The sequence below is a fragment of the Streptomyces sp. NPDC052299 genome, assembly GCF_040679335.1.
GTDB lineage: Bacteria > Actinomycetota > Actinomycetes > Streptomycetales > Streptomycetaceae > Streptomyces.
The window spans coordinates 49,177-75,174 of record NZ_JBFAUP010000026.1 but is presented as its reverse complement, the minus strand read 5'-3'; the positions used below and the strand labels follow the sequence as shown (position 1 = coordinate 75,174).

The 25,998-nt window shown below is 71.4% G+C and carries 20 protein-coding genes; 15 read left to right on the top strand and 5 right to left on the bottom strand.

All coding sequences use genetic code 11. From position 1 onward, the window contains the following. Nucleotides 1-116: 116 nt before the first annotated feature. The 7 genes from AB0L33_RS31665 to AB0L33_RS31635 all read left to right on the top strand — a co-directional run bounded on the left by AB0L33_RS31665 (nucleotide 117) and on the right by AB0L33_RS31635 (nucleotide 9,724). The gene (locus AB0L33_RS31665; protein ID WP_365686890.1) at nucleotides 117-2,960 is read left to right on the top strand and encodes an EAL domain-containing protein; all 2,844 of its coding nucleotides are present in this window, start codon (nucleotides 117-119) and stop codon (nucleotides 2,958-2,960) included. A 214-nt stretch (nucleotides 2,961-3,174) separates the two neighbouring features. Further along, nucleotides 3,175-5,031 carry an acetolactate synthase large subunit gene (locus AB0L33_RS31660; RefSeq protein WP_365686889.1) on the top strand — a complete coding sequence of 619 codons (1,857 nt, stop codon included), beginning with the start codon at nucleotides 3,175-3,177 and terminating at the stop codon, nucleotides 5,029-5,031. Nucleotides 5,032-5,054: 23 nt separating this feature from the next. Next, complete coding sequence (ilvN, locus tag AB0L33_RS31655) at nucleotides 5,055-5,582, top strand: acetolactate synthase small subunit (RefSeq protein WP_018102507.1); 528 nt, start codon at nucleotides 5,055-5,057, stop codon at nucleotides 5,580-5,582. A gap of 109 nt (nucleotides 5,583-5,691) precedes the next feature. After that, on the top strand, nucleotides 5,692-6,693 hold the full coding sequence (gene ilvC / locus AB0L33_RS31650) for a ketol-acid reductoisomerase (protein ID WP_365686888.1): 1,002 nt from the start codon (nucleotides 5,692-5,694) through the stop codon (nucleotides 6,691-6,693). A gap of 216 nt (nucleotides 6,694-6,909) precedes the next feature. Further along, complete coding sequence (serA, locus tag AB0L33_RS31645) at nucleotides 6,910-8,502, top strand: phosphoglycerate dehydrogenase (protein ID WP_365686886.1); 1,593 nt, start codon at nucleotides 6,910-6,912, stop codon at nucleotides 8,500-8,502. Between the two features lie 83 nt (nucleotides 8,503-8,585). Next, entirely contained in the window at nucleotides 8,586-9,191 is a 606-nt protein-coding gene (locus AB0L33_RS31640; RefSeq protein ID WP_365686884.1) for a TetR/AcrR family transcriptional regulator, read from the top strand. Then, nucleotides 9,188-9,724 (top strand): hypothetical protein, encoded by a 537-nt coding sequence (locus AB0L33_RS31635; RefSeq protein ID WP_365686883.1) that lies wholly within the window; start codon nucleotides 9,188-9,190, stop codon nucleotides 9,722-9,724. The genes AB0L33_RS31640 and AB0L33_RS31635 overlap by 4 nt, the downstream gene beginning before the upstream one ends. A 10-nt stretch (nucleotides 9,725-9,734) precedes the next feature. Here AB0L33_RS31635 and AB0L33_RS31630 read toward each other — a convergent pair whose 3' ends face one another. Beyond that, the gene (locus AB0L33_RS31630) at nucleotides 9,735-10,880 is read right to left on the bottom strand and encodes a helix-turn-helix domain-containing protein (protein WP_365686882.1); all 1,146 of its coding nucleotides are present in this window, start codon (nucleotides 10,878-10,880) and stop codon (nucleotides 9,735-9,737) included. Nucleotides 10,881-11,068: 188 nt separating this feature from the next. Here AB0L33_RS31630 and AB0L33_RS31625 point away from each other — a divergent pair, with 188 nt between their 5' ends. Together AB0L33_RS31625 and pruA are read left to right on the top strand one after the other, a co-directional pair. Beyond that, complete coding sequence (locus AB0L33_RS31625; protein WP_143619527.1) at nucleotides 11,069-11,995, top strand: proline dehydrogenase family protein; 927 nt, start codon at nucleotides 11,069-11,071, stop codon at nucleotides 11,993-11,995. A gap of 48 nt (nucleotides 11,996-12,043) precedes the next feature. Continuing rightward, nucleotides 12,044-13,675 (top strand): L-glutamate gamma-semialdehyde dehydrogenase, encoded by a 1,632-nt coding sequence (gene pruA / locus AB0L33_RS31620; protein WP_365686881.1) that lies wholly within the window; start codon nucleotides 12,044-12,046, stop codon nucleotides 13,673-13,675. Between the two features lie 86 nt (nucleotides 13,676-13,761). Here pruA and AB0L33_RS31615 read toward each other — a convergent pair whose 3' ends face one another. From AB0L33_RS31615 to AB0L33_RS31605, 3 genes are read right to left on the bottom strand one after another with little or no spacing between them, the layout of a single operon-like run. Then, nucleotides 13,762-14,973 (bottom strand): lysophospholipid acyltransferase family protein, encoded by a 1,212-nt coding sequence (locus tag AB0L33_RS31615; RefSeq protein ID WP_365686880.1) that lies wholly within the window; start codon nucleotides 14,971-14,973, stop codon nucleotides 13,762-13,764. Continuing rightward, nucleotides 14,970-15,830, bottom strand: a complete 861-nt coding sequence (locus AB0L33_RS31610; RefSeq protein ID WP_365686879.1) for a phosphatidate cytidylyltransferase — start codon at nucleotides 15,828-15,830, stop codon at nucleotides 14,970-14,972. Before AB0L33_RS31610 ends, AB0L33_RS31615 begins: the two co-directional genes overlap by 4 nt. After that, nucleotides 15,827-16,399 (bottom strand): CDP-alcohol phosphatidyltransferase family protein, encoded by a 573-nt coding sequence (locus tag AB0L33_RS31605; RefSeq protein ID WP_365686877.1) that lies wholly within the window; start codon nucleotides 16,397-16,399, stop codon nucleotides 15,827-15,829. Before AB0L33_RS31605 ends, AB0L33_RS31610 begins: the two co-directional genes overlap by 4 nt. A 327-nt stretch (nucleotides 16,400-16,726) precedes the next feature. On the opposite strand from AB0L33_RS31605, the gene AB0L33_RS31600 reads away from it, so the two are divergent. Further along, nucleotides 16,727-16,858 carry a hypothetical protein gene (locus AB0L33_RS31600; protein WP_361019951.1) on the top strand — a complete coding sequence of 44 codons (132 nt, stop codon included), beginning with the start codon at nucleotides 16,727-16,729 and terminating at the stop codon, nucleotides 16,856-16,858. 11 nt (nucleotides 16,859-16,869) lie between these two features. Here the strand turns inward: AB0L33_RS31600 and AB0L33_RS31595 are convergent, their stop codons facing one another. After that, nucleotides 16,870-18,435 (bottom strand): metallophosphoesterase family protein, encoded by a 1,566-nt coding sequence (locus AB0L33_RS31595; protein WP_365686876.1) that lies wholly within the window; start codon nucleotides 18,433-18,435, stop codon nucleotides 16,870-16,872. A gap of 129 nt (nucleotides 18,436-18,564) precedes the next feature. On the opposite strand from AB0L33_RS31595, the gene AB0L33_RS31590 reads away from it, so the two are divergent. From AB0L33_RS31590 to AB0L33_RS31570, 5 genes are all read left to right on the top strand, one after another. Then, on the top strand, nucleotides 18,565-19,602 hold the full coding sequence (locus tag AB0L33_RS31590) for a 3-isopropylmalate dehydrogenase (protein ID WP_365686874.1): 1,038 nt from the start codon (nucleotides 18,565-18,567) through the stop codon (nucleotides 19,600-19,602). 230 nt (nucleotides 19,603-19,832) lie between these two features. Next, nucleotides 19,833-20,918, top strand: a complete 1,086-nt coding sequence (locus AB0L33_RS31585) for a branched-chain amino acid aminotransferase (RefSeq protein ID WP_365686872.1) — start codon at nucleotides 19,833-19,835, stop codon at nucleotides 20,916-20,918. Between the two features lie 340 nt (nucleotides 20,919-21,258). Continuing rightward, nucleotides 21,259-22,866, top strand: coding sequence for a citramalate synthase (cimA, locus tag AB0L33_RS31580; RefSeq protein ID WP_365686870.1), 1,608 nt, complete (start codon nucleotides 21,259-21,261; stop codon nucleotides 22,864-22,866). A gap of 346 nt (nucleotides 22,867-23,212) precedes the next feature. Further along, a complete protein-coding gene (locus AB0L33_RS31575) occupies nucleotides 23,213-24,187 on the top strand; it encodes a LacI family DNA-binding transcriptional regulator (RefSeq protein WP_365686868.1) in 975 nt (324 codons plus the stop codon). A gap of 119 nt (nucleotides 24,188-24,306) precedes the next feature. After that, a complete protein-coding gene (locus AB0L33_RS31570; protein WP_365686866.1) occupies nucleotides 24,307-25,983 on the top strand; it encodes an ABC transporter substrate-binding protein in 1,677 nt (558 codons plus the stop codon). Nucleotides 25,984-25,998 lie beyond the last annotated feature (15 nt).

The following is a 25,998-nucleotide window of genomic DNA, read 5'->3' as shown; positions in this document are numbered from 1 at the left end:
GACGGCCGATGGGCGAACGATCCGACACGGCAGGGCCAAAGACGGCGCACGGAGGGCCCGGTGAGCCGGCGCCGCAGCCGGCCGGGGACCTCGGGAGGGCCGCGGTGAGCGCCCCGGTGAGCACCCGCGGAGCGCTCCTCGCCCGGCAGTCCGGGCCGGGCCGCACCTCCGCGCTGCTCCCGCAGCTCGTCCTCGGCCTCGTCTGCGGCGGTTACGCGGTGGGCGCCGCCACCGGCTGGGGCTCGGCCCAGGTCGCCCTGTTCATGGGGGACTTCGGCCTCAGCGCCGCCGCCCTCGCCGCCGCCGTCTCCTGCTTCCTCTTCGCCCGCGTCGCCGATCCGAGATTCCGTCCGGCCTGGCTGCTGTTCGCGCTCTCCTCGCTGATGGCCTGCGCGGGCAACGCCGTCTGGGGCTGGTACGAGTGCGTGCGCGCGGTCCGGGTCCCGAGCCCGTCCCTCGCCGACGTCTTCTTCCTCTGCTTCGCGCCGCCCGCCATCGTCGGACTCCTCGTCCTCGCCAAGCGGCCCGTCACCCGCGCCGGCTGGGTCTGCCTGGCCCTCGACTCCTGGCTGATCGGCGGCTCGCTGCTCACCCTGTCCTGGAGCCTCGCCCTCGCCCACACCGCGCACGTCGCGGACATGGAGGGCGACAGCGTGGCCCGCGCCGCGCTCTCGCTGGCCTACCCGCTGCTCGACATCGTGCTCGTCTCGATGGTCCTCGCCCTGCACTTCCGGCGGTCCAGCGTCAACCGCGCCGCGGTGAACACCGCCATCGCCGCGCTCGCCCTGACCGTGCTCTGCGACGCCCTGTTCACCTCGCCGCTGCTCCGCCAGACCTACCACTCGGGCCAGTTGCTCGACGCCGGCTGGTTCGCCGGCTCGCTGCTCCTCGCCTACGCCCCCTGGGGCGCCGCCCGCGACGCGGACGACGCCGCCCGGGCCGACGACGAGGGCGAGGACCCGGCCGCCGCGGGCGCCGCCGGCCGCCCCATCGCCGGCTCACTGGCCGCGCTGACCCCGTATCTCGCCGCGGCCGTCTGCACCCTGGGCATCCTGTACAACGTGATCGAGGGCCGCCGGGTGGACCGGGTCGTCGTCCTCACCGGGTGCACGGTGGTCCTCGCGCTCGTCGTCCGCCAGGGCATCATGCTCCTCGACAACATCGCCCTCACCCAGGAACTGGCCCAGAAGGAGAACCACTTCCGCTCCCTGGTGCAGGGCTCGAGCGACGTCATCATGATCGCCGCCCCCAGCGGCGTCCTGCGCTACGTCAGCCCCGCCGCCGCCGGGGTCTACGGGCGCGACGCGGACGAGCTGGTCGGCGCCGAGCTGTCCTCGATCATCCATCCCGACGACCTCGGCCGCGTCGTCCACGAGGTCCGCCGCTTCCTCGCCGCCCCGCCCGGCGAGGAGCCCACCACCCGCATCGAGTGCCGCTTCCGGTCCGGCTCCGGCGACTGGCTCAACGTCGAGTCCACCGTCAACCGCCACCAGGGCGGCCTGATCCTGAACAGCCGGGACGTCACCGAACGCGTCCGCCTCCAGGCCCAGCTGCAGCACAACGCCGAGCACGACCCGCTCACCGACCTGCCCAACCGGGCCCTGTTCACCGCCCGGGTCCGCCAGGCGCTCTCCGGCCGCCGCGCCGGGGACGCGGGCACCGCCGTCCTCTTCATCGACCTGGACGGCTTCAAGGCGGCCAACGACCGGCTCGGCCACCAGGCGGGTGACGAACTGCTCGTCCAGGCCGCCCGCCGGCTCCACGAGTCCGTCCGCTCCGGGGACACCGCCGCCCGCCTCGGGGGCGACGAGTTCGCCGCCCTCATCGTCGGCGACGCCGGCCGCGAGCAGGACGCCCGCGAGTGCCAGGTCCACGAGATCGCCGACCGGCTGCGCCTCACGCTCTCCGAGCCGTACCGCGTCGGCGACGGCGAGGTCCGCGTCACCGCCTCCATCGGCGTCGCCTTCGCCGAGCCCGGCATCACCCCCAACGACCTCATGCGCAACGCCGACCTCGCCATGTACCGCGCCAAGGCCGGCGGCAAGAACCGCGTCGAGCTGTACGCCCCGCAGATGCAGGCCGACGTGGTCCGCCGCTCCGAGCTGGCCACCCGGCTGTGCGGCGCCCTGCGCGACGGCGAGTTCGCGCTCCTCCACCAGCCCGTGGTGCACCTCGCCACCGGCCGGGTCGCCGCCGTCGCCGCCCAGGCCCGCTGGCGCTCCGCCCAGGGCATCCTCTTCACGCCCGCCGAGTTCCTGCGGATCTCCGAGGACGGCGACCGCACCGCCGAGCTGGGCCGCTGGCTGCTCGAAGAGGCCGTCGAGCAGGCCGCCGACCGGGCCAGGGCGGGCCACCGCACCGCGGTCTCCGTCCGCCTCCCGGCCCGCCGGCTGCTCGACCGCGGCTTCCCGGCCGGCTCGGTCGAGGCGCTGCTCACGCGGTACGGGCTGCCCTCCGGGGCGCTCATGATCGAGGTCGCGGACAGCGACCCCCGGGTCCCCCTCGAGGACCTGGAGCAGCGGCTGGCCGCGCTGCGCCGGCTGGGCGTCCGGATCGCGCTCGACGGCTTCGGCAGCGGCTACGCCGCGATCAACGCCCTGCGCCGCCTCCCCATCGACGTGCTCAAGCTGGACCGGGGCCTGGTGGAGGGCGTCGTGGAGTCGGCCCGGCTGCACAAGATCACCAGCGGGCTGCTCAGGATCGCCTGCGACCTCGGCATGCAGTCCGTGGCCGACGGCGTGGACGTCCCGGAGCAGGTCCTCGCCCTGCGCGCCATGGGGTGTACGCACGGCCAGGGCGCCGCCTTCTCGGGGCCGCTGGACGAGTACCGACTGCGCCGCGCCCTGGTCCGCGGGACGTTCCCGGTGCCCGCCGGAGTGCCCGCGCAGAAGGTGCTCACGGGCGGCGCGATCCCGTCCCTCAGCCGCTCACATGGTGAGACACCCGTCCCACCCACTTGACACCTCGCGTGCGTCGGAGAGAGGGTCAATGCCATGCGCACCCGAATTCTCGTACTTGGAAAGCGCGTCGGCTGAAGCAGGGTCCTCGATGACACTCTGCGGACCGCACCGGCGCGCTCCCCTCGCTTGCCTCACGGCACGAGGGGTTTTTTGTTGCACCGGACCAGGCAAAACGTCGTAAAACACTCGCAAAAACCTCAGCTTCGAGAAGAGAATGCCGATGACCGAGCAGGCCACCGGGGCCCACCATCCCCAGCCGCGGGCCCGTACCGGCGGATCCCCCTCCGCCACCGTTGAGCACGTCACGGGTGCGCAGTCCCTCATCCGCTCCCTCGAAGAGGTGGGCGCCGACACGGTATTCGGCATTCCCGGCGGCGCGATCCTTCCGGCGTACGACCCGATGATGGACTCGCAGCGCGTCCGTCACGTCCTCGTCCGCCACGAGCAGGGCGCGGGTCACGCGGCCACCGGTTACGCGCAGGCCACCGGCAAGGTCGGCGTCTGCATGGCCACCTCGGGCCCCGGCGCCACCAACCTGGTCACCCCGATCGCCGACGCGTACCTGGACTCGGTGCCGATCGTCGCGATCACCGGCCAGGTGGCCTCCGCCGCCATCGGCACCGACGCCTTCCAGGAGGCGGACATCTGCGGCATCACGATGCCGGTCACGAAGCACAACTTCCTGGTCACCAAGGCCGAGGACATCCCGCACACCATCGCGGAGGCCTTCCACATCGCCGCCTCCGGCCGCCCCGGCCCGGTCCTGGTCGACATCGCCAAGGATGCGCTCCAGGCGAAGACCACCTTCAGCTGGCCGCCGGTCATGGACCTGCCCGGCTACCGCCCGGTGACCAAGCCGCACGCCAAGCAGATCCGCGAGGCCGCCAAGCTCATCACCCAGGCCAAGCGTCCGGTGCTCTACGTGGGCGGCGGCGTCATGAAGGCCCGGGCCACCGCCGAGCTCAAGGTGCTGGCCGAGCTGACCGGAGCGCCCGTCACCACCACCCTGATGGCGCTCGGCTCCTTCCCCGACAGCCACCCGCTGCACGTGGGAATGCCCGGGATGCACGGTTCGGTCACCGCCGTCACCGCGCTCCAGAAGGCCGACCTGATCGTCGCCCTCGGCGCCCGCTTCGACGACCGCGTCACCGGCAAGCTGGACAGCTTCGCCCCGTACGCCAAGATCGTCCACGCGGACATCGACCCCGCGGAGATCGGCAAGAACCGCGCGGCCGACGTCCCGATCGTGGGCGACGCCCGCGAGGTCATCGCCGACCTCGTCCAGGCCGTCCAGGCCGAGCACACCGAGGGCAACACCGGCGACTACAGCGCCTGGTGGAAGGACCTCGACCGCTGGCGCGAGACCTACCCGCTCGGCTACGACCTGCCCGAGGACGGCAGCCTCTCGCCGCAGCAGGTCATCCAGCGCATCGGCGAGCTCGCCCCGCCGGACACGATCTTCGCCGCGGGTGTCGGCCAGCACCAGATGTGGGCCTCGCACTTCATCCAGTACGAGCAGCCCGCCACCTGGCTCAACTCCGGCGGCGCCGGGACCATGGGTTACGCGGTTCCCGCCGCGATGGGCGCCAAGGCCGGCATGCCCGACCGCACGGTCTGGGCGATCGACGGCGACGGCTGCTTCCAGATGACCAATCAGGAGCTCACGACCTGTGCCCTGAACAACATCCCGGTCAAGATCGCCATCATCAACAACGGCGCCCTCGGGATGGTCCGCCAGTGGCAGACCCTCTTCTACAACCAGCGGTACTCCAACACCGTGCTGCACGCGGGCCCGGACGGCGAGACCCCGCCCAACAAGGGCACCCGCGTCCCGGACTTCGTGAAGCTCTCGGAGGCCATGGGCTGCCACGCGATCCGCTGCGAGGACCCGGCCGACCTGGACAAGGTCATCGCCGAGGCGAACGCGATCAACGACCGCCCGGTCGTCATCGACTTCATCGTCCACGAGGACGCCATGGTGTGGCCGATGGTCGCCGCCGGCACCTCCAACGACGAGGTCATGGCCGCCCGCGGCGTCCGCCCCGACTTCGGCGACAACGAAGACGACTGAGAGACAGAGAGAGACCGACTTCCATGTCCACCAAGCACACGCTCTCCGTCCTGGTCGAGAACAAGCCCGGTGTCCTGGCCCGGATCACCGCACTGTTCTCCCGCCGCGGCTTCAACATCGACTCGCTCGCGGTCGGTACCACCGAACACCCCGACATCTCCCGCATCACCATCGTCGTGAATGTCGAGGACCTGCCCCTGGAGCAGGTCACCAAGCAGCTCAACAAGCTGGTCAACGTCCTCAAGATCGTCGAACTCGAGCCCTCCGCTGCGATCCAGCGCGAGCTCGTCCTGGTGAAGGTCCGCGCCGACAACGAGACCCGCTCCCAGATCGTCGAGATCGTCCAGCTGTTCCGCGCCAAGACCGTCGACGTCTCGCCCGAGGCCGTCACGATCGAGGCGACCGGCGGCGCCGACAAGCTGGAGGCGATGCTCAAGATGCTGGAGCAGTACGGCATCAAGGAGCTCGTCCAGTCCGGCACCATCGCCATAGGGCGCGGCGCGCGCTCGATCACCGACCGGTCCCTGCGCGCGCTCGACCGCTCGGCGTAAACAAACCGAAGGGCCCGCCGCCCCGCTCGCATGGCGAGACCCGAAAACGTATCTGACGCACCCCGCCGTACGGTGGGACGCAACACCTGCACACCAAGGAGAAGACCCAGTGGCCGAGCTGTTCTACGACGACGATGCCGACCTGTCCATCATCCAGGGCCGCAAGGTCGCGGTCATCGGCTACGGCAGCCAGGGCCACGCCCACGCGCTGTCGCTGCGTGACTCGGGTGTCGACGTCCGTGTCGGTCTGCACGAGGGTTCCAAGTCCAAGGCCAAGGCCGAGGAGCAGGGCCTGCGCGTGGTGACCCCGTCCGAGGCCGCCGCCGAGGCCGACGTCATCATGATCCTCGTCCCGGACCCGATCCAGGCCCAGGTCTACGAGGAGTCCATCAAGGACAACCTCAAGAAGGGCGACGCGCTGTTCTTCGGCCACGGCCTGAACATCCGCTTCGACTTCATCAAGCCCCCGGCCGACGTCGACGTCTGCATGGTCGCCCCCAAGGGCCCGGGCCACCTGGTCCGCCGCCAGTACGAGGAGGGCCGCGGCGTTCCGTGCATCGTGGCCGTCGAGCAGGACGCCACGGGCAACGGCCTGGCGCTCGCCCTCTCGTACGCCAAGGGCATCGGCGGCACCCGCGCCGGCGTCATCAAGACGACCTTCACCGAGGAGACCGAGACCGACCTCTTCGGCGAGCAGGCCGTCCTCTGCGGTGGCACCGCCGCCCTGGTCAAGGCCGGTTTCGAGACCCTGACCGAGGCCGGCTACCAGCCGGAGATCGCCTACTTCGAGTGCCTGCACGAGCTGAAGCTCATCGTGGACCTCATGTACGAGGGCGGCCTGGAGAAGATGCGCTGGTCCATCTCGGAGACCGCCGAGTGGGGCGACTACGTCACCGGCCCGCGCATCATCACGGACGCCACCAAGGCCGAGATGAAGAAGGTCCTCGCCGAGATCCAGGACGGCACCTTCGCCAAGAACTGGATGGCCGAGTACCACAACGGCCTGCCCAAGTACAACGAGTACAAGAAGGCCGACAGCGACCACCTGCTGGAGACCACCGGCCGTGAGCTGCGCAAGCTCATGAGCTGGGTCAACGACGAGGACGCGTAACCCCCCGGCCCCGGGGGCGGGTCACCCCCGCCCCCGGGGCCCACGCACTCGTGCGGGTGATCCTTCCGAAGGGGCGCTGATCGGGGTCCCGCGCATGACTACACTGCTCCACATACACGCGTCAGGCCCACAGTGTCGTGCGTCTTCCACGCGGCAAGCCCCTCCACGCCTGCGGCCGTCGGGACGGCCGTCCGCACTGGATCTGTGAGGACTCACGTGAGCTCGAAACCTGTCGTACTCATCGCTGAAGAGCTGTCGCCCGCCACGGTGGACGCCCTGGGGCCGGACTTCGAGATCCGGCACTGCAACGGCGCGGACCGCGCCGAGCTCATCCCCGCCATCGCCGATGTCGACGCCATCCTGGTGCGGTCCGCCACCAAGGTCGACGCCGAGGCCATCGCCGCCGCGAACAAGCTGAAGGTCGTCGCCCGCGCGGGCGTCGGTCTGGACAACGTCGATGTCTCCGCCGCCACCAAGGCCGGCGTCATGGTCGTGAACGCCCCGACCTCCAACATCGTCACCGCCGCCGAGCTCGCCTGCGGCCTCCTCGTGGCCACCGCGCGCCACATCCCGCAGGCCAACACCGCCCTGAAGAACGGCGAGTGGAAGCGCTCGAAGTACACCGGTGTCGAGCTGAGCGAGAAGACCCTCGGCGTCGTCGGCCTCGGCCGCATCGGCGTCCTGGTCGCCCAGCGCATGTCCGCCTTCGGCATGAAGATCGTCGCCTACGACCCCTATGTGCAGCCCGCGCGCGCCGCGCAGATGGGCGTCAAGCTCCTCTCGCTGGACGAGCTCCTGGAGGTCGCCGACTTCATCACGGTGCACCTGCCCAAGACCCCCGAGACGATCGGCCTGATCGGCGACGAGGCGCTGCACAAGGTGAAGCCCACCGTGCGCATCGTCAACGCCGCCCGCGGCGGCATCGTGGACGAGGAGGCGCTGGCCTCCGCGCTCAAGGAGGGCCGCGTCGCCGGCGCCGGTCTCGACGTGTACGCGAAGGAGCCCTGCACGGACTCCCCACTCTTCCAGTTCGACCAGGTCGTCTGCACCCCGCACCTGGGCGCCTCCACCGACGAGGCCCAGGAGAAGGCGGGCATCGCGGTCGCCAAGTCCGTGCGCCTCGCGCTCGCCGGTGAGCTCGTCCCGGACGCGGTCAACGTCCAGGGCGGCGTCATCGCCGAGGACGTGCGCCCCGGCCTGCCGCTGGCCGAGAAGCTGGGCCGGATCTTCACCGCGCTGGCCGGCGAGGTCGCCGCCCGCCTCGACGTCGAGGTGTACGGCGAGATCACCCAGCACGACGTCAAGGTGCTCGAACTCTCCGCGCTCAAGGGCGTGTTCGAGGACGTCGTGGACGAGACCGTGTCGTACGTGAACGCTCCGCTGTTCGCCCAGGAGCGCGGGGTCGAGGTCCGCCTCACCACCAGCTCCGAGTCGCCCGAGCACCGCAACGTGGTCACCGTCCGGGGCACCCTGTCGGACGGTCAGGAGGTCGCCGTCTCCGGCACGCTGGCAGGCCCCAAGCACCTCCAGAAGATCGTCGCGATCGGTGAGCACGACGTGGACCTGGCGCTCGCCGACCACATGATCGTGCTCCGTTACGAGGACCGCCCCGGCGTCGTCGGCACGGTCGGCCGCATCCTCGGCGAGGCCGGTCTCAACATCGCGGGCATGCAGGTCTCCCGCGCCGACGTGGGCGGCGAGGCGCTGGTCGTCCTCACCGTGGACGACGACGTCCCGGCGGCCGTGCTGACCGAGATCTCCTCGGAGATCGGCGCCGCCTCGGCCCGCTCGGTGAACCTCACCGACTGACTCATCGGGCTTCCGAGCCCTCCGTACCCGGCATGTAGACGCGCGTCTTACACAAACGTCTGCATGCCGGGTACGCTGCTGTCATGGGACATCGTGAGGATCTGCTCGAAGGCGCCAAGCGCTGCCTGCTGGAGAAGGGGTACGCGCGCACCACGGCGCGCGACATCGTGGCCGCCTCGGGCACGAACCTCGCCTCCATCGGCTACCACTACGGCTCCAAGGACGCGCTGCTCAACCTCGCGTTCATCAAGCTGACCGAGGAGTGGGGCGAACGGTTCTCCCCGGACGGGGACGGTCCCGAGGGGGCGCCGGAGGTCCCCGCCGCGCCGCTGGACCGGTTCCGCGATACCTGGGAGCGGGTCATCGGGAGCTATGAACAGACCCGGGCCGTCTGGCAGCTCCAGATGGAGGTCATCTCCCGGATCGACTCCGACCCCGAACTGCGCAAGGCCCTCATCGGGCCGCAGCGTGCCGGGCGCGAGGGACTCGCCGAGGGCATGCTGGGCATCGACCCGGAGACCGACCCGGAGCGCGCCCGCGTCGCCGGCCTCTTCGTCCAGGCCCTCCTGGCCGGGGTCATGGTCCAGTGGCTGATGGACCCCGATTCGGCCCCGTCCGCCCAGGACCTGACGGACGGCCTGAAGGTCGTCCTGGAAGGCGGCGGCCCGGCCCCGGAGCGCTGCCGATGACCGTCCGGGCCGGCGAGCCCTTCGACCTCGCGCGCACCGCCGCCGAGGTGGCGGCCCTGCTCACCGCCCCGCTCCCGGCCGCCGGGCCCACGGTGGCCGAGGGCGACCCGGACACGGGGGAGTGGCGGGCGACCACCGGCGAGGGCTTCCGGGCCGTGCCGCTCTGGGAGTCCGGCGACGACGGGGACCGCGACGACCCCGACGAGGCGGAGGAGGAGGCCGAGGCCCTGCTCGACGCCCTCGTCGCGGAGCTGGAGACCCGCTGGGGCCCGCACCACCGCGTCGCCGTCCATGTCGCGCTGCTCCTGAGGGAGGAGGGCACCCCGGTCCCCCCGCTGTTCGACGCCCTCCTCGACGAGGACTGCTACGGCGACCTGGCCGCCTGGGGTCCGCTCCCCGGACCGGAGGACCGGCCGGGTGACCGCTGGGCCGGTGTGAGCGTCGGCCGCAGCGACGGCGACGCGCCCCTGGTCATGGCCGCCGTGGTCAGCGACCGCCCGATCGCGGCCCCGCCCCCGCCCGCCTGGCTGTGAGCCCGGCGCCTCACCGCAGCCGGGCCGCCTTCAGGGCCATGTGCAGGAGCAGCCGGTCCTCGCCGTCGTTGAGGTCGAGGCCGGTCAGCTGCTGGACGCGGGAGAGGCGGTAGTACAGCGTCTGGCGGTGGATGCCCAGCTCGGCGGCGGTCCGGGACGCCTGGCCCGCGCAGTCCAGGAACACTTCCGCGGTGCGGGCCAGGTCCCGCTGGGCCGGGGTCAGCAGGGGGCGTACGGCCGGGTCGGGCAGGGTGTCCGGGGCGAGCGCGGTCAGCGTGCGGTACGGGCCGATGGCCGGCCAGTCGGCGACCGGGCCGAACCGGGTCTCCGCCGCCGCCGCCCGGGCCGCCGCCGATGCCTCGTGCCACGCGTCCGCCAGCTCCGCGAGGCCACGGCGCGGGACCGCGATGCCCGCGGTGGCCGTCTCCCCGGCGGTGGCGCGCAGCCGGTCCGCGGCGGTGAGGGCGGGGTCCAGGACCTCCGGCGACCGCAGCCGGATCAGTGCCGCCAGCGCGGGCGGGCCGGACCGGCCCGGCAACGGGGCTCCGGTCAGCGCCGCCGCCGAGGGGACGGCGCGCACGGCGGGCGCGCCGTCCGCCCAGGGGGCCACGCACACCACGGTGTGCAGCCCCTCCGCGTCGGGGCCCAGCGCCTCGGCGAGCGCGGCGACCGCCATGTCCCGCTGCCAGCCGCGCCCGGCGGCCAGCACCGCGCCGAACTCCCGGGACAGGTCGGTGCCCGCCCGCTCCTCGTCGGCCAGCAGTGCGCCGATCCGGGCGGCGACGTCCATCGCCGCGTCGAGCTGGCGGTCGGTCGGCCCCGGGTCGGCGTCGAGCAGCCACACGTAACCGAGCACGACACCCCGATGGCGTACCGGCAGGCAGATGCGGTCGCGGTAGACGCCCGCCTCGGGGGCGGCGGGGATGCGCAGGGGGCCGGTGGCGCGGGTGATGCCGAAGTTCTCGAACCAGGCGCGGACCGCCGGGGTGGAGCGGCGGGTCAGGATCGAGCGGGTGCGGACCGGGTCCATCGCCGTGGTGTCGTCGCTGTCGTGGGCCCCGAAGGCGACCAGCCCGAAATCCCGGTTCTCCAGCGTCGCGGGGACGCCGAGCAGCGCGGAGATCTCGTCCACCAGCTCCTGGTAATCGCCCTTCACCCGGCCATTCTCGCACCCCTTCAGACATATGTCTGAGATCCAGTCCACGGATGTGTGGCAGCTGTCGATGGCAGGGATTCGGCGCGATCCTTAGATTTCACGGTGGTTCTCCGTGCTGTACCGCTTATGTTCGTTACACGGCATATACGGCGGTGTGGCTTCGTTCGTACTTTCCGTGGAGGTGCCCCGTGCTGGGTCCCGTGATTCTCGCCGCGTCGCGAAGCGACAAGATGCGCCGGTTCATCTCGGCCGCGCCCGGCACCAAGCAGGTCGTGGACCGCTTCATCGCCGGCGAGACGGTCGACCAGGTCGTCCCGGTCATCGAGGACGCCGCCGACAAGGGCCTCGAAGTCACCCTCGACGTCGTCGGCGAGGACATCACCACGCCCGAGCAGGCCGCCGCCGCGCGCGACGCCTACCTGGAGCTCATCGAGCGCCTCAAGGACCTGGGCCTGGGCACCCGGGCGGAGATGTCCGTCAAGCTGTCGATGTTCGGCCAGTCCCTGGACGGCGGCCACGAGCTGGCCCTGGCCAACGTGCGCCCGGTCGTCGAGGCAGCCGCCGCGATCGGCACCACGGTCACCCTGGACGCCGAGGACCACACCACCCTCGACTCGATGTTCGCCATCCACGAGGAGCTGCGGAAGGACTTCCCGCAGACCGGCTGCGTCATCCAGGCGTACCTCTTCCGCACCGAGGAGGACGCCCGCCGCCTCGCCGCCGCCGGCAGCCGCGTGCGCATCGTGAAGGGCGCCTACAAGGAGCCCGCCTCCGTCGCGTACCAGGACAAGGCCGAGATCGACAAGGCGTACGTCCGCATCCTGAAGACCCTGATGCAGGGCGAGGGCTACCCGATGATCGGGTCCCACGACCCCCGCCTGATCGCCATCGCCCAGGAGCTGGGCCGCAAGGCCGGGCGCAAACTGGACGAGTACGAGTTCCAGATGCTGTACGGCATCCGCAGCGACGAGCACATCCGGCTCGCCGCCGAGGGCCACCGCATGCGTGTCTACACCGCGTACGGCACCGACTGGTACGGGTACTTCATGCGCCGCCTCGCCGAGAAGCCGGCCAACCTGCTGTTCTTCGGCCGCTCCATCCTCACCAAGGGCTGAGCACCCCTCCACCCCTCCCAACGACTGACTGAAGGAGCAAAGGACACCATGGACGCTGTGACCCAGGTCCCCGCGCCGGTCAACGAGCCGGTCCACTCCTACGCCCCGGGCTCCCCGGAGCGCGCCCGCCTGGAGGCCAAGCTCAAGGAGCTCAGCCAGAACCCCATCGACCTGCCGATGACCATCGGCGGCGAGAAGCGGATGGGTGGCGGCGAGCGCGTCGACGTCGTGCAGCCCCACAACCACAAGGCCGTCATCGGCACCTTCGCCGGCGCCACCGAGCAGGACGCCCAGGACGCGATCGACGCCGCCCTGGCCGCCGCCCCGGCCTGGCGGGCGATGTCCTTCGACGACCGCGCCGCGATCATCCTGCGCGCCGCCGAGCTGCTGTCCGGCCCGTGGCGCGAGACGCTGGCCGCCTCCACGATGCTCGGCCAGGGCAAGACCGCCCAGCAGGCCGAGATCGACTGCCCCTGCGAGCTGGTCGACTTCTGGCGCTTCAACGTGCACTACGCGCGCCAGATCCTCGCCGAGCAGCCCCCGGCCAACTCCCCGGGCGTGTGGAACCGCATGGACCACCGCCCGCTGGAGGGCTTCGTCTACGCGATCACGCCGTTCAACTTCTCGGCCATCGCCGCCAACCTGCCGACCGCGCCCGCCCTCATGGGCAACGTCGTCGTGTGGAAGCCGTCCCCGACGCAGACCCACGCCGCCGTACTGCTCATGCAGCTGCTGGAGGAGGCCGGTCTGCCCAAGGGCGTCATCAACCTGGTGACCGGCGACGGCATCGCCGTCTCCGAGGTGGCCCTGAACCACCGCGACCTGGCCGGCATCCACTTCACCGGCTCCACCCCGACCTTCCAGCACCTGTGGAAGACCGTCGGCAACAACATCGCCAACTACCGCACCTACCCGCGGCTCGTCGGCGAGACCGGTGGCAAGGACTTCGTCGTCGCCCACCCGTCGGCCGACCGTGCGGTCCTGAAGACCGCGCTGACCCGTGGCGCCTTCGAGTACCAGGGCCAGAAGTGCTCGGCGACCTCGCGCGCCTACATCCCGGCCTCCATCTGGAACTCGGGCTTCAAGGAGGCGTTCGCGGCCGAGGTCGACTCCATCACCATGGGCGACGTCACCGACCTGTCGCACTTCATGGGCGCCGTCATCGACGACCGCTCCTTCGCGAAGAACAAGGCCGCGATCGACCGCGCCGCCGCCGACCCGGCGTGCACGATCGTCGCGGGCGGCAGCTACGACGACTCGGTGGGCTACTTCGTCCGCCCGACCGTCATCGAGTGCACCGACCCCGAGAACGAGGTCTTCACGACCGAGTACTTCGGCCCCATCCTCGCGGTGTACGTCTACGAGGACGACCAGTACGACGCAATGCTGGAGCAGATGGAGTCGGTCTCCGACTACGCCCTGACCGGTTCCGTCATCGCGAACGACCGGGCGGCGGCCGCGTACACGATGGAGAAGCTGCGGTACGCCGCGGGCAACTTCTACATCAACGACAAGTCGACCGGTGCCGTCGTCGGCCAGCAGCCCTTCGGCGGCGGCCGCGCCTCGGGTACGAACGACAAGGCCGGCGCCCCCCAGAACCTCCAGCGTTGGACCCTCACCCGGGCCATCAAGGAGACCCTGGTCCCGCCGACCGAGTACACCTACCCCCACCAGGGCTGACCGGCCCGGGGCGGCTCGCCGCCCCCACGAGTCCCGCCCCCCGTCCGGTTCCCCTGCCGGACGGGGGGCGGTTTCCATGACGGGGCTCAGCTCCACCCGCGCACGATCAGGGCCAGCCCTACCGCGAAGCCGCCGCCGAGCAGCGCCAGGTAGGTCCCGTACAGCCGGCGGTGGCGGCGCAGCAGCAGCCCGAACGCGCCGAAGGCCAGTCCGACGGTCAGCGTCCGCCCGCCGCGCGCCGCCGCCGAAGCGGCCGCCCAGTCCGCCGCGGGCACCGAGGCCCGGCCCGCCTCCGCCCCGTACACCTTGAACGGGATGCCGTTCCACGGCTGGTGCCGGACCGCCCGCGCGCCCTCCACCGCCAGCTCCGCGCGCACCTCCGCCCGCATCCGGTCCGTGGTCAGCGGCGCCGGCAGCTGCGCGCCCGCCGCCGCCATGTGCAGCGCGAGCAGCCCGCCCACCAGGCTTCCGGCCAGCGCGCCCAGCGACATCCTGAGGGCCGCGCGCGGCACCGCCACGCAGACCGCGGCGAGCAGCAGCTCCGGCATCAGCGGCCAGCTCAGCGCCTCCGCGAACGCCCAGCAGAAGGCCAGCGGCAGCCCCGCGCGGGACGTGGCGACCGAGGCGACCCGACGGCGCACCGCGGAGTCCCGCAGCGGTTCGGCGGCCGTGCGGTCGTGCAGCGCGCGCACCGCGTCGCGGGCCGCATCCGGGGTGACCCCGGAGGGCAGCGGCTCCCCGACCGTCACCCGCACCAGCGACGAGCGCAGCCGGCCGTGCTTGGGCAGCAGCCGGTCCGTGCCCGCGATGCCCACCGGCACCACCGGCACACCCGCCTCCTCGGCCAGGACCAGCGCGCCCTTGTGGAACGAGCCGAGGGTGCCGTCCTCGGCGCGGGTGCCCTCCGGGAAGAGCACGACGGCCCGGCCCGCGCGCAGCTCGCCGGTCATCGCCAGCAGGTCCGCCGTGCCGCCGCCCGCCCGGCGCACCGGGAACCCCGCCGCCAGCCTGCGGCAGATGCGGCGCCGCCACGGGGAGGCGAACCAGTAGTCCGCCGCCGCGCCGATCGCCGGGGTGTGCCGGGCGTCGAGCGCGGCGAGGAGCGCCGCCGTGTCGGCGTGCGAGCTGTGGTTGGCGACGACCACGCATCCGCCGCGCGGCAGCCGGCCGCGCCGCTCGATGCCGCCGGTGAGGCTGAGCACGCCCCACCACAGGCCGCGCCGCAGGGCGGAGGCGACCCGGGAGCGGACCGGGAGGACGCCGGGGGTGCGTACGAGCGTGCTTCCGAGAGGCTTCACGTCATCACCATCGCCAGGAGAAGGGCCACCAGCAGGGAGTCGATCCGGTCGAGCAGGCCGCCGAAGCCCGGCAGCCAGCTGCCCGCGTCCTTCACCCCGGCCTCGCGCTTGACCATCGATTCGACCAGGTCGCCGAGCACGCACCCGCCCACCACGGCCGCCCACAGTGCCGGGCCGAACGCGCCGAGCACCAGCAACAGCGCCCCGGTGGCGGCGGCCGCCCCCAGCACCCCGGCCCACGTCTTGTTCGGGGAGAGCGGCGACAACGGCCGGGCGAGCGGACCCCGCCGCCCCAGCGCCGTACCGCCGCACCAGGCGCCGACGTCACCGAGCGCCACCGCCAGGCCCACCACGACGGCCGTGTCCCCGAGCGTGACCAGGCCGGTCAGCGCGACCGGGAGCCACAGCAGCCCGAAGGCGGTCCGGGCGGTGCGGGTGAAGCCCGTGCGGTCGTCGCCGTCCAGCACGGAGGGGAGCGCCGCCGCGACCAGCAGCAGGGCCGCCGCGCGCAGGTCCAGCACGTGCGGGGCGAGCCAGGCCAGCGCCGGGAGGACGGCCGACGCCGCCGCGAGGACGGCCAGGTCGCCCCGGCGCAGCCCCGCCATCCGGGCGTACTCGGCGGCCGCGACCACGCCGAGACCGGCGGCCAGCGCGTACGTGCCGCCGCGGCCCAGGAGGAACGCCCCCAGGAAGACCGGCGCGACCACGGCCCAGGTGCGCCAGCGCCTGCGCAGCTCCGCGCGCATCCGGACCCTCGCGGGCAGCACCGCGACGGCGACCCCGCCCGCGCCCAGCACGCCCGCGACCAGCGGCACCGCGCGAACGGCGGCCTCCTCGGCGATCAGTACGGCGCTCATGCCAGTTCCCGCCAGAGGCCGGCCAGCCGGGTCGCGGCGGTGAGCAGGGAGCCGACGGCGATCACGGCCAGGACCGGGACGGCCCAGCCGCTCGCGGCGGCGATCACGACGAGCAGGCAGCGCTCGGTCTTGCCGACCGGGCCCCCGTTGCGGCGGGGCGCCCCGGCGGCGGCCCCGGCCAGCGACACCCAGGAGGGCAGCGTGGCCGCGAGGCCGGTCAGCGCGACCAGCCAGAGCGGGGCGAGCGCCAGGAAGCCGGCGAGCACGACGAGGTCGGCGGCCCGGTCGCCCAGCTCGTTGAGGACGGCGCCGCGCCGGGTGGTGCGTCCGGTGTCCCGGGCGAGCGCCCCGTCCAGGTTGGCGAAGGCGAGCCGCGCCGCGAGCAGCACGGCGACCGGCAGGGCGGCGACCGGGGCGGGCAGCCAGGCCAGGGCGGCGGCGGCACCGGCCGCTGCGGCCACCCCGGCGGCGGTGAGGGTGTCGGGCGACACCTCACGGCGGACCAGCGAGGCGCGGACGCCGGAGAGCCGGTCCGCGTACCAGGGCTTGAGAGCGTAGAGGCCGTTCATGACCGCAACTCTCGTGCGGCGCACGCCTTTTCGACACGGCCCACGTACTCAGGTGCGCCTGAGTACGTGGGCGGGCCGGGCACCCCCGTCTCAGATAGTAGGAAGTCCGAGTAATTGTGGAGACAGACCGGCCGGGCTGTTCTAGCTTTGTAGGAGCCGAACGTCTCGCTAGATCAAGCGACTGGCGGTCGAGAGCGCGCGCCCCGTGCAGGCAACCCCTGCGGCGCCCGTTCCCCGCCCCTTCCGGCGCCTCGAAATCAACGATCTCGACATCACCCCACGCTGTTCGATCTCGAAATCCTCGCGATCTCAAGGAGTCGATCCACCATGGCCGAGACCACCATCCGCCGCCGTGTCCGTCACGCCCACCGCCCGACCGAGTCGGAGCGGCAGGCTGCCGCCGCCGCCCTGCAGCGCGCGCTCGACCGCAGGGACAACGGCGGCTCCACCGGCCACTGACCGGGCCGCGTTCAGCCGCGGCTGATCTCGAAGTGGTCGACGCGCTCGCCCGACTCGGCGAGTGCGGTGACCTTCATCCGGGGGTGCCGACCGGCCTCCACCTCGACCGCGAGGAACGAGAAGCCGGTGTACCGCACCCGCGACCACTCCACGGTCTCGGCGGCCTTCACACGGCCCTTGGCCACGTGGTACGTGTCCACGCTCTCCAGGTCCGCGACGTGCCCCTCGTAGCTGTCGGGCACCGGGAAGTCGTACAGCGCCTTGCCCGCGCCGCCCGCCGTGACGTAGACGATGCCGTCCCGGCGGGGATCGGTGCGCTCGCCGATCGGCACCGGGCGCCCGACGGCGTTCCTCAGGATCGCGTCGGTGCGCTCGTAGACGTGGTTGTGCCCGTTGATGACCAGGTCCACCCCGTGCTTCTCGAAGAGCGGCACCCAGGCGTCCCGCACCCCGCCGTCCGAGGCGTGCGCGTTGGTCGTGGAGAAGGCGCAGTGGTGGAAGAAGACCACCAGGAAGTCGAGGTCCCGGCGGGCCCGGAGCTCGCCGAGGCGGCGGTCCAGCCAGCGGGTCTGGCGGCCGTCGCTGATGCCGAAGTTGGCCGGGATCTCGTAGCTGACGTCGTTGGCGTCGAGCGCGATCACGCCCACGTTGCCGTGGACGAAGGAGTAGGCGCCGGGCTGGTTGACCGGGTCCGGGCCGTTGTCCGGCAGGGTCCAGCGCGCGTTCTGGCCGCCGTAGCCGTCCGGCGAGTACCACGCCTCCATGTCGTGGTTTCCGGTCGTCACCATCCACGGCACGGTCTTGGAGACCGTCTCCGTCTGCGCCAGGAACTGGTCCCAGGTCCGCGCGTCATAGGTGTCGGTGGTCTGCCCGGAGCCCGACGGGTCCGCGTAGCAGATGTCCCCGGCGTGCAGGTGGAACGCCGGGTTCTGGCCCAGGATCAGCTGGTCGTTGCCGAGCGCGTGGTAGCTGACGCCCTGGTCGCCGAAGGCGGTGAAGGTGAAGTTCTCCGCCTGCGCCGGTGCGGTGGTGAAGGTGCCGAGCGTGCCCAGGTTGCGCGCGTCCGCCGGGTCGAAGCCCTCGTGACCGACGCCGTAGTAGTACGTGGTGCCGGGCTTCAGCCGCTCCAGGGACGCGTGGACGTAGAACTGCTCGGCCGCCGCGATCCTGCCGTCGTTCAGCCGGGGCGTCGTCAGGTGGCGCACCTCCGCGTCGATCCGCCGGCTCAGCGCCCATGGCTTCAGCCCGATGCGGATGTACGGGCGGCGCACCGCGAACGGCACCTGCCAGGAGACCGCCATCTGCGTCTTCGGGTCGGCCCCGTACGCCAGGTGCCGCCCGAACGGGGCGACCAGCGCGCCGTCGACCCGGGTGGTGCTGTGCGAGGTGAGTACGGTGGGGGCCGCGTACGCGGGGGAGGAGGCGAGGCCGATCCCGGCGCCCGCCACGGCCGCGGTCGCCACGCCGGTGCGCAGCGCACCGCGGCGGGTGAGCCGGGTGCGGAGGTAGTCGTGCTGCTCGGCCATGGTCATGCGGCCGGCGAGCTTCTCGGGGATGCCGAAGCGGGGGATGTCCATGGGCGACAACCTCCACCGCCCGGCTGACGGCACCCCGTCGAATAGGTGAACGGTACACGTACAGCTGCTCATGTGTCCGTATGGTGGACGGGACGTGTCATGGGATGGGACGAGCAGTAGGGTGCGGTCATGTCTCGCAGCATCAATCTCGCAGTGATCCCCGGTGACGGTATCGGCCAGGAGGTCGTGGCCCAGGGCCTCAAGGTCCTCAACGCTGTTCTCCCGCAGGATGTGAAGCTGGAGACCAAGGAGTACGACCTTGGCGCCCGGCGCTGGCACCGTACCGGCGAAACCCTCCCCGACGCGGAGCTCGAAGCCCTGAAGGGCCACGACGCCATCCTGCTCGGCGCGATCGGCGACCCGTCCGTGCCCTCCGGCGTCCTGGAGCGCGGGCTGCTGCTGAAGCTGCGCTTCGCCTTCGACCACTTCATCAACCTGCGGCCGTCGAAGCTCTTCCCGAACACCGAGACCCCGCTCGCCGGCCGTCCGGACATCGACTTCGTCGTCGTCCGCGAGGGCACCGAGGGCCCGTACACCGGCAACGGCGGCTCGCTGCGCACCGGCACGGAGCACGAGGTCGCCACCGAGGTCAGTCTCAACACCGCCCACGGGGTCGAGCGCGTGGTCCGCGACGCCTTCGAGCGCGCCGCCGCCCGCCCCCGCAAGAAGCTGACGCTGGTCCACAAGAACAACGTCCTGGTCTACGCGGGCCACCTGTGGAAGAACACCTTCGACAAGGTCGCCGCGGAGTACCCGCAGGTCACCACCGACTACCTGCACGTCGACGCCGCGACGATCTTCTTCGTCACGCAGCCGGAGCGCTTCGACGTCATCGTCACCGACAACCTCTTCGGTGACATCCTCACCGACCTCGCCGCGGCCGTCACCGGCGGCATCGGCCTGGCCGCCTCCGGCAACATCAACCCGACGGGCGCCTTCCCGTCGATGTTCGAGCCGGTCCACGGCTCCGCCCCCGACATCGCGGGGCAGGGCAAGGCCGACCCGACCGCCACGATCCTCTCCGTCGCCCTCCTGCTGCGCCACCTCGGCTACGAGGCCGAGGCCGTGCGCATCGAGGACGCCGTCTCCGCCGACCTGGCGGAGCGCGACGGTGCCCGTACGACGGACCAGATCGGCGACGCCCTCGCGGTACGCGTAGCGGGCTGACCCGACGACTCCACCACGAAGCCGCCGGGTCGCAGACGCACCCGGCGGCTTCTCCTGTGCGGCCCCGGGTGTCACCATCGAACCCTGGACCGCATTCACGCCATTTCGTGCACGGCACCCTTCGAGCAATAATCGAACGGGGCCGTGGCTCGCAGCGAAGCTCGGACGTCCTAGCACTTGAAGGCGTGCACGCGGTCCTACACACACATCACGGTGAAGGACACGCACTCATGACGACCACGATCGAGCTCAAGCCCTCCTCGAACCCGCTGTCCGACGCGGAGCGCGAGGCGATCCTGGCCCAGCCCGGATTCGGCCGCTACTTCACCGACCACATGGTGACGATCAAGTGGACCGAAGGCCGCGGCTGGCACGACGCCCAGCTCGTGCCGTACGCGCCGCTGTCGATCGACCCGGCCAACATGACGCTCCACTACGGCCAGGAGATCTTCGAGGGCCTGAAGGCCTACCGGCAGCCCGACGGCTCCGTCGCCACCTTCCGCCCCGAGGCCAACGGCGAGCGCTTCCGCGCCTCGGCCCGCCGCCTCGCCATGCCCGAGCTGCCCGTCGAGACGTTCGTGGCGGCCTGTGACGCCCTCGTCCAGCAGGACGCGGCCTGGGTCCCGGCCCACGGCGGCGAGGAGTCCCTGTACCTGCGCCCCTTCATGATCGCGACCGAGGTCGGCCTCGGCGTGCGCCCGGCCAACGAGTACCTGTTCCTCGTCATCGCCTCGCCGGCCGGGGCCTACTTCCCCGGCGGTGTGAAGCCCGTCTCCATCTGGCTCTCCGAGGACCGCGTCCGCGCCGTCCCCGGCGGCATGGGCGACGCCAAGACCGGCGGCAACTACGCCGCCTCCCTCCTCGCCCAGGCCGAGGCCGCCGCCAAGGGCTGCGACCAGGTCGCCTACCTCGACGCCGTCGAGCACAAGTGGGTCGAGGAGCTGGGCGGCATGAACCTCTACTTCGTGTACGGGGACCGGATCGTCACCCCGTCCCTCACCGGCTCCCTGCTCGCCGGCATCACCCGGGACTCGCTCCTCAAGCTGGCCGGTGACCTCGGCTACACCTCCGAGGAGGCCCGCGTCTCGATCGACCAGTGGCGCGAGGACACCGCCGCCGGCACCCTCACCGAGGTCTTCGCCTGCGGCACCGCCGCCGTCATCACCCCCGTCGGCACGGTGAAGAGCGCGGGCGGCGAGTGGACCCAGGGCGACGGCACCCCCGGCCCGGTCACCCTCAAGCTGCGCGAGCGCCTGCTCGACATCCAGCGCGGCACCGCCGAGGACACCCACGGCTGGATGCACTCCCTGGCGTGACCCGGCCGCACGGAGGCCTCCCGGTGTCTCGCCGGCAGGCCTCCGTACGCCCGCATCCTGAGACGGGCGGTTCACGGCGGCGGTCCTGTGCCAGACTGCCTCCGTGCCCTCGTTCGTCATGATTATTGGCAGCAGGCGCGCCGGTCCGCAGTGACCGTCCCGTACCACCACGTACGGCACGGCCACCGTGCCCCAGACCCGCGCGCAGACCTCTCGCACCCGCGAGGGGTTTTTTGTTTTCCGGCCTCCACCTCGGCCGGCGAACGCGGCGCACGGGAAGATGGGGGCAAGTGGAGCCAGACCGTCCGGATCCACTCATCCGACAGGAGTCAGAGCAGCAATGACCACCAAGGCCAAGCCCACCGACGACAGCTTCCATGTCTTCGACACCACGCTGCGCGACGGTGCACAGCGTGAAGGCATCAACCTGACGGTCGCCGACAAACTGACCATCGCCCGGCACCTGGACGAGTTCGGCGTCGGCTTCATCGAGGGCGGCTGGCCCGGCGCCAACCCCCGCGACACCGAGTTCTTCGCGCGCGCCCGCCAGGAGATCGAGTTCAGGAACGCCGAGCTGGTCGCCTTCGGCGCGACCCGCAGGGCGGGCGGCACCGCCGCCGAGGACCCCCAGGTCAAGGCGCTCCTGGAGTCCGGCGCCCCGGTGATCACGCTGGTCGCCAAGGCCCACGACCGCCACGTGGAGCTCGCGCTGCGCACCACGCTGGAGGAGAACCTGGAGATGGTCCGCGACACCGTCGCCCACCTCCGCGAGCAGGGCCGCCGGGTCTTCGTGGACTGCGAGCACTTCTTCGACGGATACCGCGCCAACCCCGAGTACGCCAAGGCCGTCGTCAAGGCCGCCGCCGAGGCCGGCGCCGATGTGGTCATCCTCTGCGACACCAACGGAGGGATGCTCCCGGCCCAGGTCCAGGCCGTCGTCTCCACGGTCCTCGCCGACACCGGCGCCCGGCTCGGCATCCACGCCCAGGACGACACGGGCTGCGCCGTCGCCAACACCCTCGCCGCCGTCGACGCGGGCGCCACGCACGTCCAGTGCACCGCCAACGGCTACGGCGAGCGCGTGGGCAACGCCAACCTCTTCCCGGTCGTCGCCGCGCTGGAGCTCAAGTACGGCAAGCGGGTCCTCCCGGACGGTGCCCTCGCCGACATGACCCGCGTCTCGCACGCCATCGCCGAGGTGGTCAACCTCACCCCCTCCACGCACCAGCCGTACGTGGGTGTCTCGGCCTTCGCCCACAAGGCCGGCCTGCACGCCTCGGCGATCAAGGTCGACCCGGACCTCTACCAGCACATCGACCCCGCCCTGGTCGGCAACACCATGCGGATGCTGGTCTCCGACATGGCCGGGCGGGCCTCCATCGAGCTGAAGAGCGACGAACTCGGCATCGACCTCGGGGGCGACCGGGAGCTGGTCTCCCGGGTCGTCGCCCGGGTCAAGGAGCGCGAGCTCAAGGGCTACACGTACGAGGCGGCCGACGCCTCCTTCGAACTGCTGCTGCGCGCCGAGGCCGAGGGCCGGGTGCGGCGCTACTTCCGCACCGAGTCCTGGCGGGCGATCGTGGAGGACCGCCCCGACGGCACCCACGCCAACGAGGCGACCGTGAAGCTGTGGGCGAAGGGCGAGCGGATCGTCGCCACGGCCGAGGGAAACGGCCCGGTCAACGCCTTGGACCGGGCCCTGCGCGTGGCCCTGGAGCGGATCTACCCGCAGCTCGCCAAGCTGGAGCTGACGGACTACAAGGTCCGCATCCTGGAGGGCCGCACCGGCACCGACTCCACCACCCGCGTCCTGATCACCACCGGCGACGGAACCGCCGAGTGGTCGACCGTCGGGGTCGCCGAGAACATCATCTCCGCGTCCTGGCAGGCGCTGGAGGACGCGTACACCTACGGGCTGCTGCGCGCGGGACTCGAACCGACCGACTGAGAGCGCGGGGCCGCCTCCCGCACACGCCCGCCCCCGTCCGCCCGCCTCAATTGGCAGGGCGGGCGGGGGCGTTCGCGTGTACGGCCCCGTACGGGCACTGAGTGAACGGGATTCACGTGCTCGCGTCAAGAGGTCTTTGCGTTCAGAAGTTGAACGTTGAGACCGTGTTCTTCTCGTTATCAGATGGGTACGGACCAATCTCGACGTGAAGTATTGACGGCGGTGTTTCTGCGGGGTTAACTCACGCCACCAACGCCGGTACCGGTTCCGGAACCGGTTGCGGCACCGGTTCCATCGCCGGCCGTTCGGCCCGTTCTCTCTGTCCCGTTGTGTCCTGGAGGCCCCGATGCGCGTCACCATCGCTGATGTCGCCCGTGAGGCCGGCGTGAGCAAGACGACCGTCTCCCGGGTCATCAACACCAAGGGAGAGGTGGACGGTTCGACCGCCGCGCGCGTTCGCGAAGTGATCGCGCAGCTCGGTTACGTGCCCAGTTCGGGCGCCGTCGGCCTGGCCCGCGGCAGCAGCCGTACGGTCGGCATGCTGGTGCCCTCGCTGACCTGGCCCTGGATGGGCGAACTGCTCCAGGGCGTGGTCGACACCGTCGAGGCCGCCGACTACGGGCTGCTGCTGTTCACCTGCAACCGCGGGGCCGAGTCCGTGGAGCGCTTCACCAGCCAGGTGTCGGCGCGGGCCTTCGACGGCCTGGTGGTGGTGGAACCCGAGAACACCCTCGACCACCTCACGGAACTGCACCGCGGCGGCCTGCCGATCGTGCTGATCGACGATCGCGGCCACCACCCCGAATTCCCCTCCGTCGTGACAACCAACCACGAAGGAGGCGCGTCGGCCGCCCGTCATCTGCGGGACGCCGGTCGCACCAGGCCCGTCGTGATCACCGGCCCCGCGCACTTCGGCTGCGTACGCGACCGGCTGGCCGGGTTCGTCTCGGTCCTCCCCTCGGACCATGTCGTCCTGGGGGACTTCACCGAACGCTCCGGCCGACTCGCCATCGAACAACTCCTCGCCTCGGGAACGGAGTTCGACTCGGTCTTCGCGCACAACGACATCACCGCGGCAGGCGTGGTGCGGGCGTTGCGCGCGGCGGGGAAGTCCGTGCCCGGTGACATCGCGGTCGTCGGCTTCGACGACATCCCGATGGCCGAGCACACCGAACCGCCCCTGACCACCGTGCGCCAGCCCACCCGGCAGATGGGTGAGACGGCCGCGCGGATGCTCCTCTCCCACCTGGGTGGCACGCCCGCACCGGACACCCCGGTCGTGCTGCCCACCGAACTGGTCGTGCGCCACTCGGCGCCCTAGCGGACACGGGCACCCCCCAGGCCCACACCGCACCGCACCACCAGCACCGCCGTATCAAGGCGCGCCCAGCGCTGCCCGTTTCCGGATCCCAAGACCCGCCAGTCCCTCCTGGAGTCGTTATGTCCGCACGCCGTCACACGCTGAGAGCCGCCGCGCTCGCCACCGCGGTGGTCGCACTCGCCGCCGGCTGCTCCTCGGCCAACTCGAACCACAACAAGAACGGCGGCAGTGCCGCTTCGGGCGTCCTGAACATCGGCAAGCCGGACGGGCCGCAGACGAACAACAGCAACCCGTTCCTCAACACCTCGGCCGGCGCCACCCTCGGCTACCGCTGGATGATCTACGAGCCGCTGGCGATGGTCAGCCAGATCCGGCCCGCCGACAAGCCCGACCCGTGGCTGGCGACCGACTGGAAGTGGGACCTCAACTTCCAGAAGGTCACCCTCACCCTCGACGAGCGCGCCAAGTGGGCCGACGGCAAGCCGCTGACCGCCGACGACGTGGCGTACACCTTCAACCTGCTGAAGAAGCACCCGGCGCTCAACGCCGACGGCATCCAGTGGGGCGGCGTCGAGGTCAAGGACAAGAAGGTCGTCCTGACCTTCAACAGTTCGCAGTACGTCAACCAGAACAAGATCCTCCAGCAGTACATCGTGCCGAAGCACATCTGGGAGAAGGTCAAGAACCCGGAGACCTGGCCCAACCGGAACCCCGTCGGCTCCGGCCCGTACAAGCTGAAGAGCTTCACGCCGCAGACCACCACGCTGACCGCGACGCCCACCTACTGGAAGGGTTCGACCAAGGTCAAGGAGCTGCGCTACAGCACGTACAACGACAACAACGCGGCGACCACCGCGCTGGCCAGCGGCAAGCTGGAGTGGTCGTTCGTCTTCATGCCGGACTTCAAGAAGCTGTTCATCGACAAGGACCCGAAGAACCACAAGCTGTGGTTCCCCTCCGGTCTCGGCATCCACGGCCTCTGGATCAACACCGCCCGCAAGCCGTTCGACAACCCGGCGCTCCGCAAGGCCATGGCGATGGTGGTCGACCGCAACGCCATCTACACGCAGGCCGAGGCGACCCTCTACCCGGAGATCACCAACCCCACCGGCATCCCGCTGCCGGCCGGTGAGTCCTTCATCTCCGACGCGTACAAGAAGGCCACCACCAAGCCGGACGTGGAGGGCGCCAAGCAGGTCCTGGAGAAGGCCGGCTTCACCCTCAGCGGCGGCGTCCTCAAGGACCCGGACGGCAAGCCGGTGAAGCTCACCCTCACCGACCCGGCCGGCTGGAACGACTACATCACGGGCCTGTCGATCATCAAGGACAACATCAAGAGGATCGGCATCGACGCCAAGGTCAAGACGCAGACCGCGGACGCCTGGGGCGCGGACGTCGCCAACGGCAACTTCGACGCCACCCTGCACTGGACCAACAGCGGTGCCACGCCGTACGACATGTACCAGAACATCATGGACGGCGCCCTGCTCCAGCCCATCGGCAAGCCGTCCCAGTCCGGCAACTTCGGCCGCTTCAAGAGCACCGAGGCGACCGAGGCGCTGAAGGACTTCGCGCAGGCCACCACGGACACCGCCCGCAAGCAGGCGATGGACACCCTCCAGAAGATCATGGTCGAGCAGGCGCCGATGATCCCGACCGCGGCCGCACCCGTCGGGGCGGAGTACTCCACGAAGAACTGGGTGGGCTGGCCCACCGAGGACAACCCGTACGCGGACCCGCAGCACACCCAGCGCACCTCGCTGGAAGTCGTGCTGAATCTCAAGCCCGCCAAGTAGTACGCAGGGATCAGG

What these genes read in the sequence shown, in the direction of transcription:
- AB0L33_RS31585 (WP_365686872.1), top strand. Translation starts at nt 19,833, where the DNA reads ATGACGACCACGATCGAGCTCAAGCCCTCCTCGAACCCGCTGTCCGAC.
- AB0L33_RS31635 (WP_365686883.1), top strand. Translation starts at nt 9,188, where the DNA reads ATGACCGTCCGGGCCGGCGAGCCCTTCGACCTCGCGCGCACCGCCGCC.
- AB0L33_RS31570 (WP_365686866.1), top strand. Translation starts at nt 24,307, where the DNA reads ATGTCCGCACGCCGTCACACGCTGAGAGCCGCCGCGCTCGCCACCGCG.
- AB0L33_RS31575 (WP_365686868.1), top strand. Translation starts at nt 23,213, where the DNA reads ATGCGCGTCACCATCGCTGATGTCGCCCGTGAGGCCGGCGTGAGCAAG.
- ilvN (WP_018102507.1), top strand. Translation starts at nt 5,055, where the DNA reads ATGTCCACCAAGCACACGCTCTCCGTCCTGGTCGAGAACAAGCCCGGT.
- cimA (WP_365686870.1), top strand. Translation starts at nt 21,259, where the DNA reads ATGACCACCAAGGCCAAGCCCACCGACGACAGCTTCCATGTCTTCGAC.
- AB0L33_RS31660 (WP_365686889.1), top strand. Translation starts at nt 3,175, where the DNA reads ATGCCGATGACCGAGCAGGCCACCGGGGCCCACCATCCCCAGCCGCGG.
- AB0L33_RS31595 (WP_365686876.1), bottom strand. Translation starts at nt 18,435, where the DNA reads ATGGACATCCCCCGCTTCGGCATCCCCGAGAAGCTCGCCGGCCGCATG.
- AB0L33_RS31590 (WP_365686874.1), top strand. Translation starts at nt 18,565, where the DNA reads ATGTCTCGCAGCATCAATCTCGCAGTGATCCCCGGTGACGGTATCGGC.
- AB0L33_RS31610 (WP_365686879.1), bottom strand. Translation starts at nt 15,830, where the DNA reads ATGAGCGCCGTACTGATCGCCGAGGAGGCCGCCGTTCGCGCGGTGCCG.
- pruA (WP_365686881.1), top strand. Translation starts at nt 12,044, where the DNA reads ATGGACGCTGTGACCCAGGTCCCCGCGCCGGTCAACGAGCCGGTCCAC.
- AB0L33_RS31605 (WP_365686877.1), bottom strand. Translation starts at nt 16,399, where the DNA reads ATGAACGGCCTCTACGCTCTCAAGCCCTGGTACGCGGACCGGCTCTCC.
- AB0L33_RS31640 (WP_365686884.1), top strand. Translation starts at nt 8,586, where the DNA reads ATGGGACATCGTGAGGATCTGCTCGAAGGCGCCAAGCGCTGCCTGCTG.
- AB0L33_RS31600 (WP_361019951.1), top strand. Translation starts at nt 16,727, where the DNA reads ATGGCCGAGACCACCATCCGCCGCCGTGTCCGTCACGCCCACCGCCCG.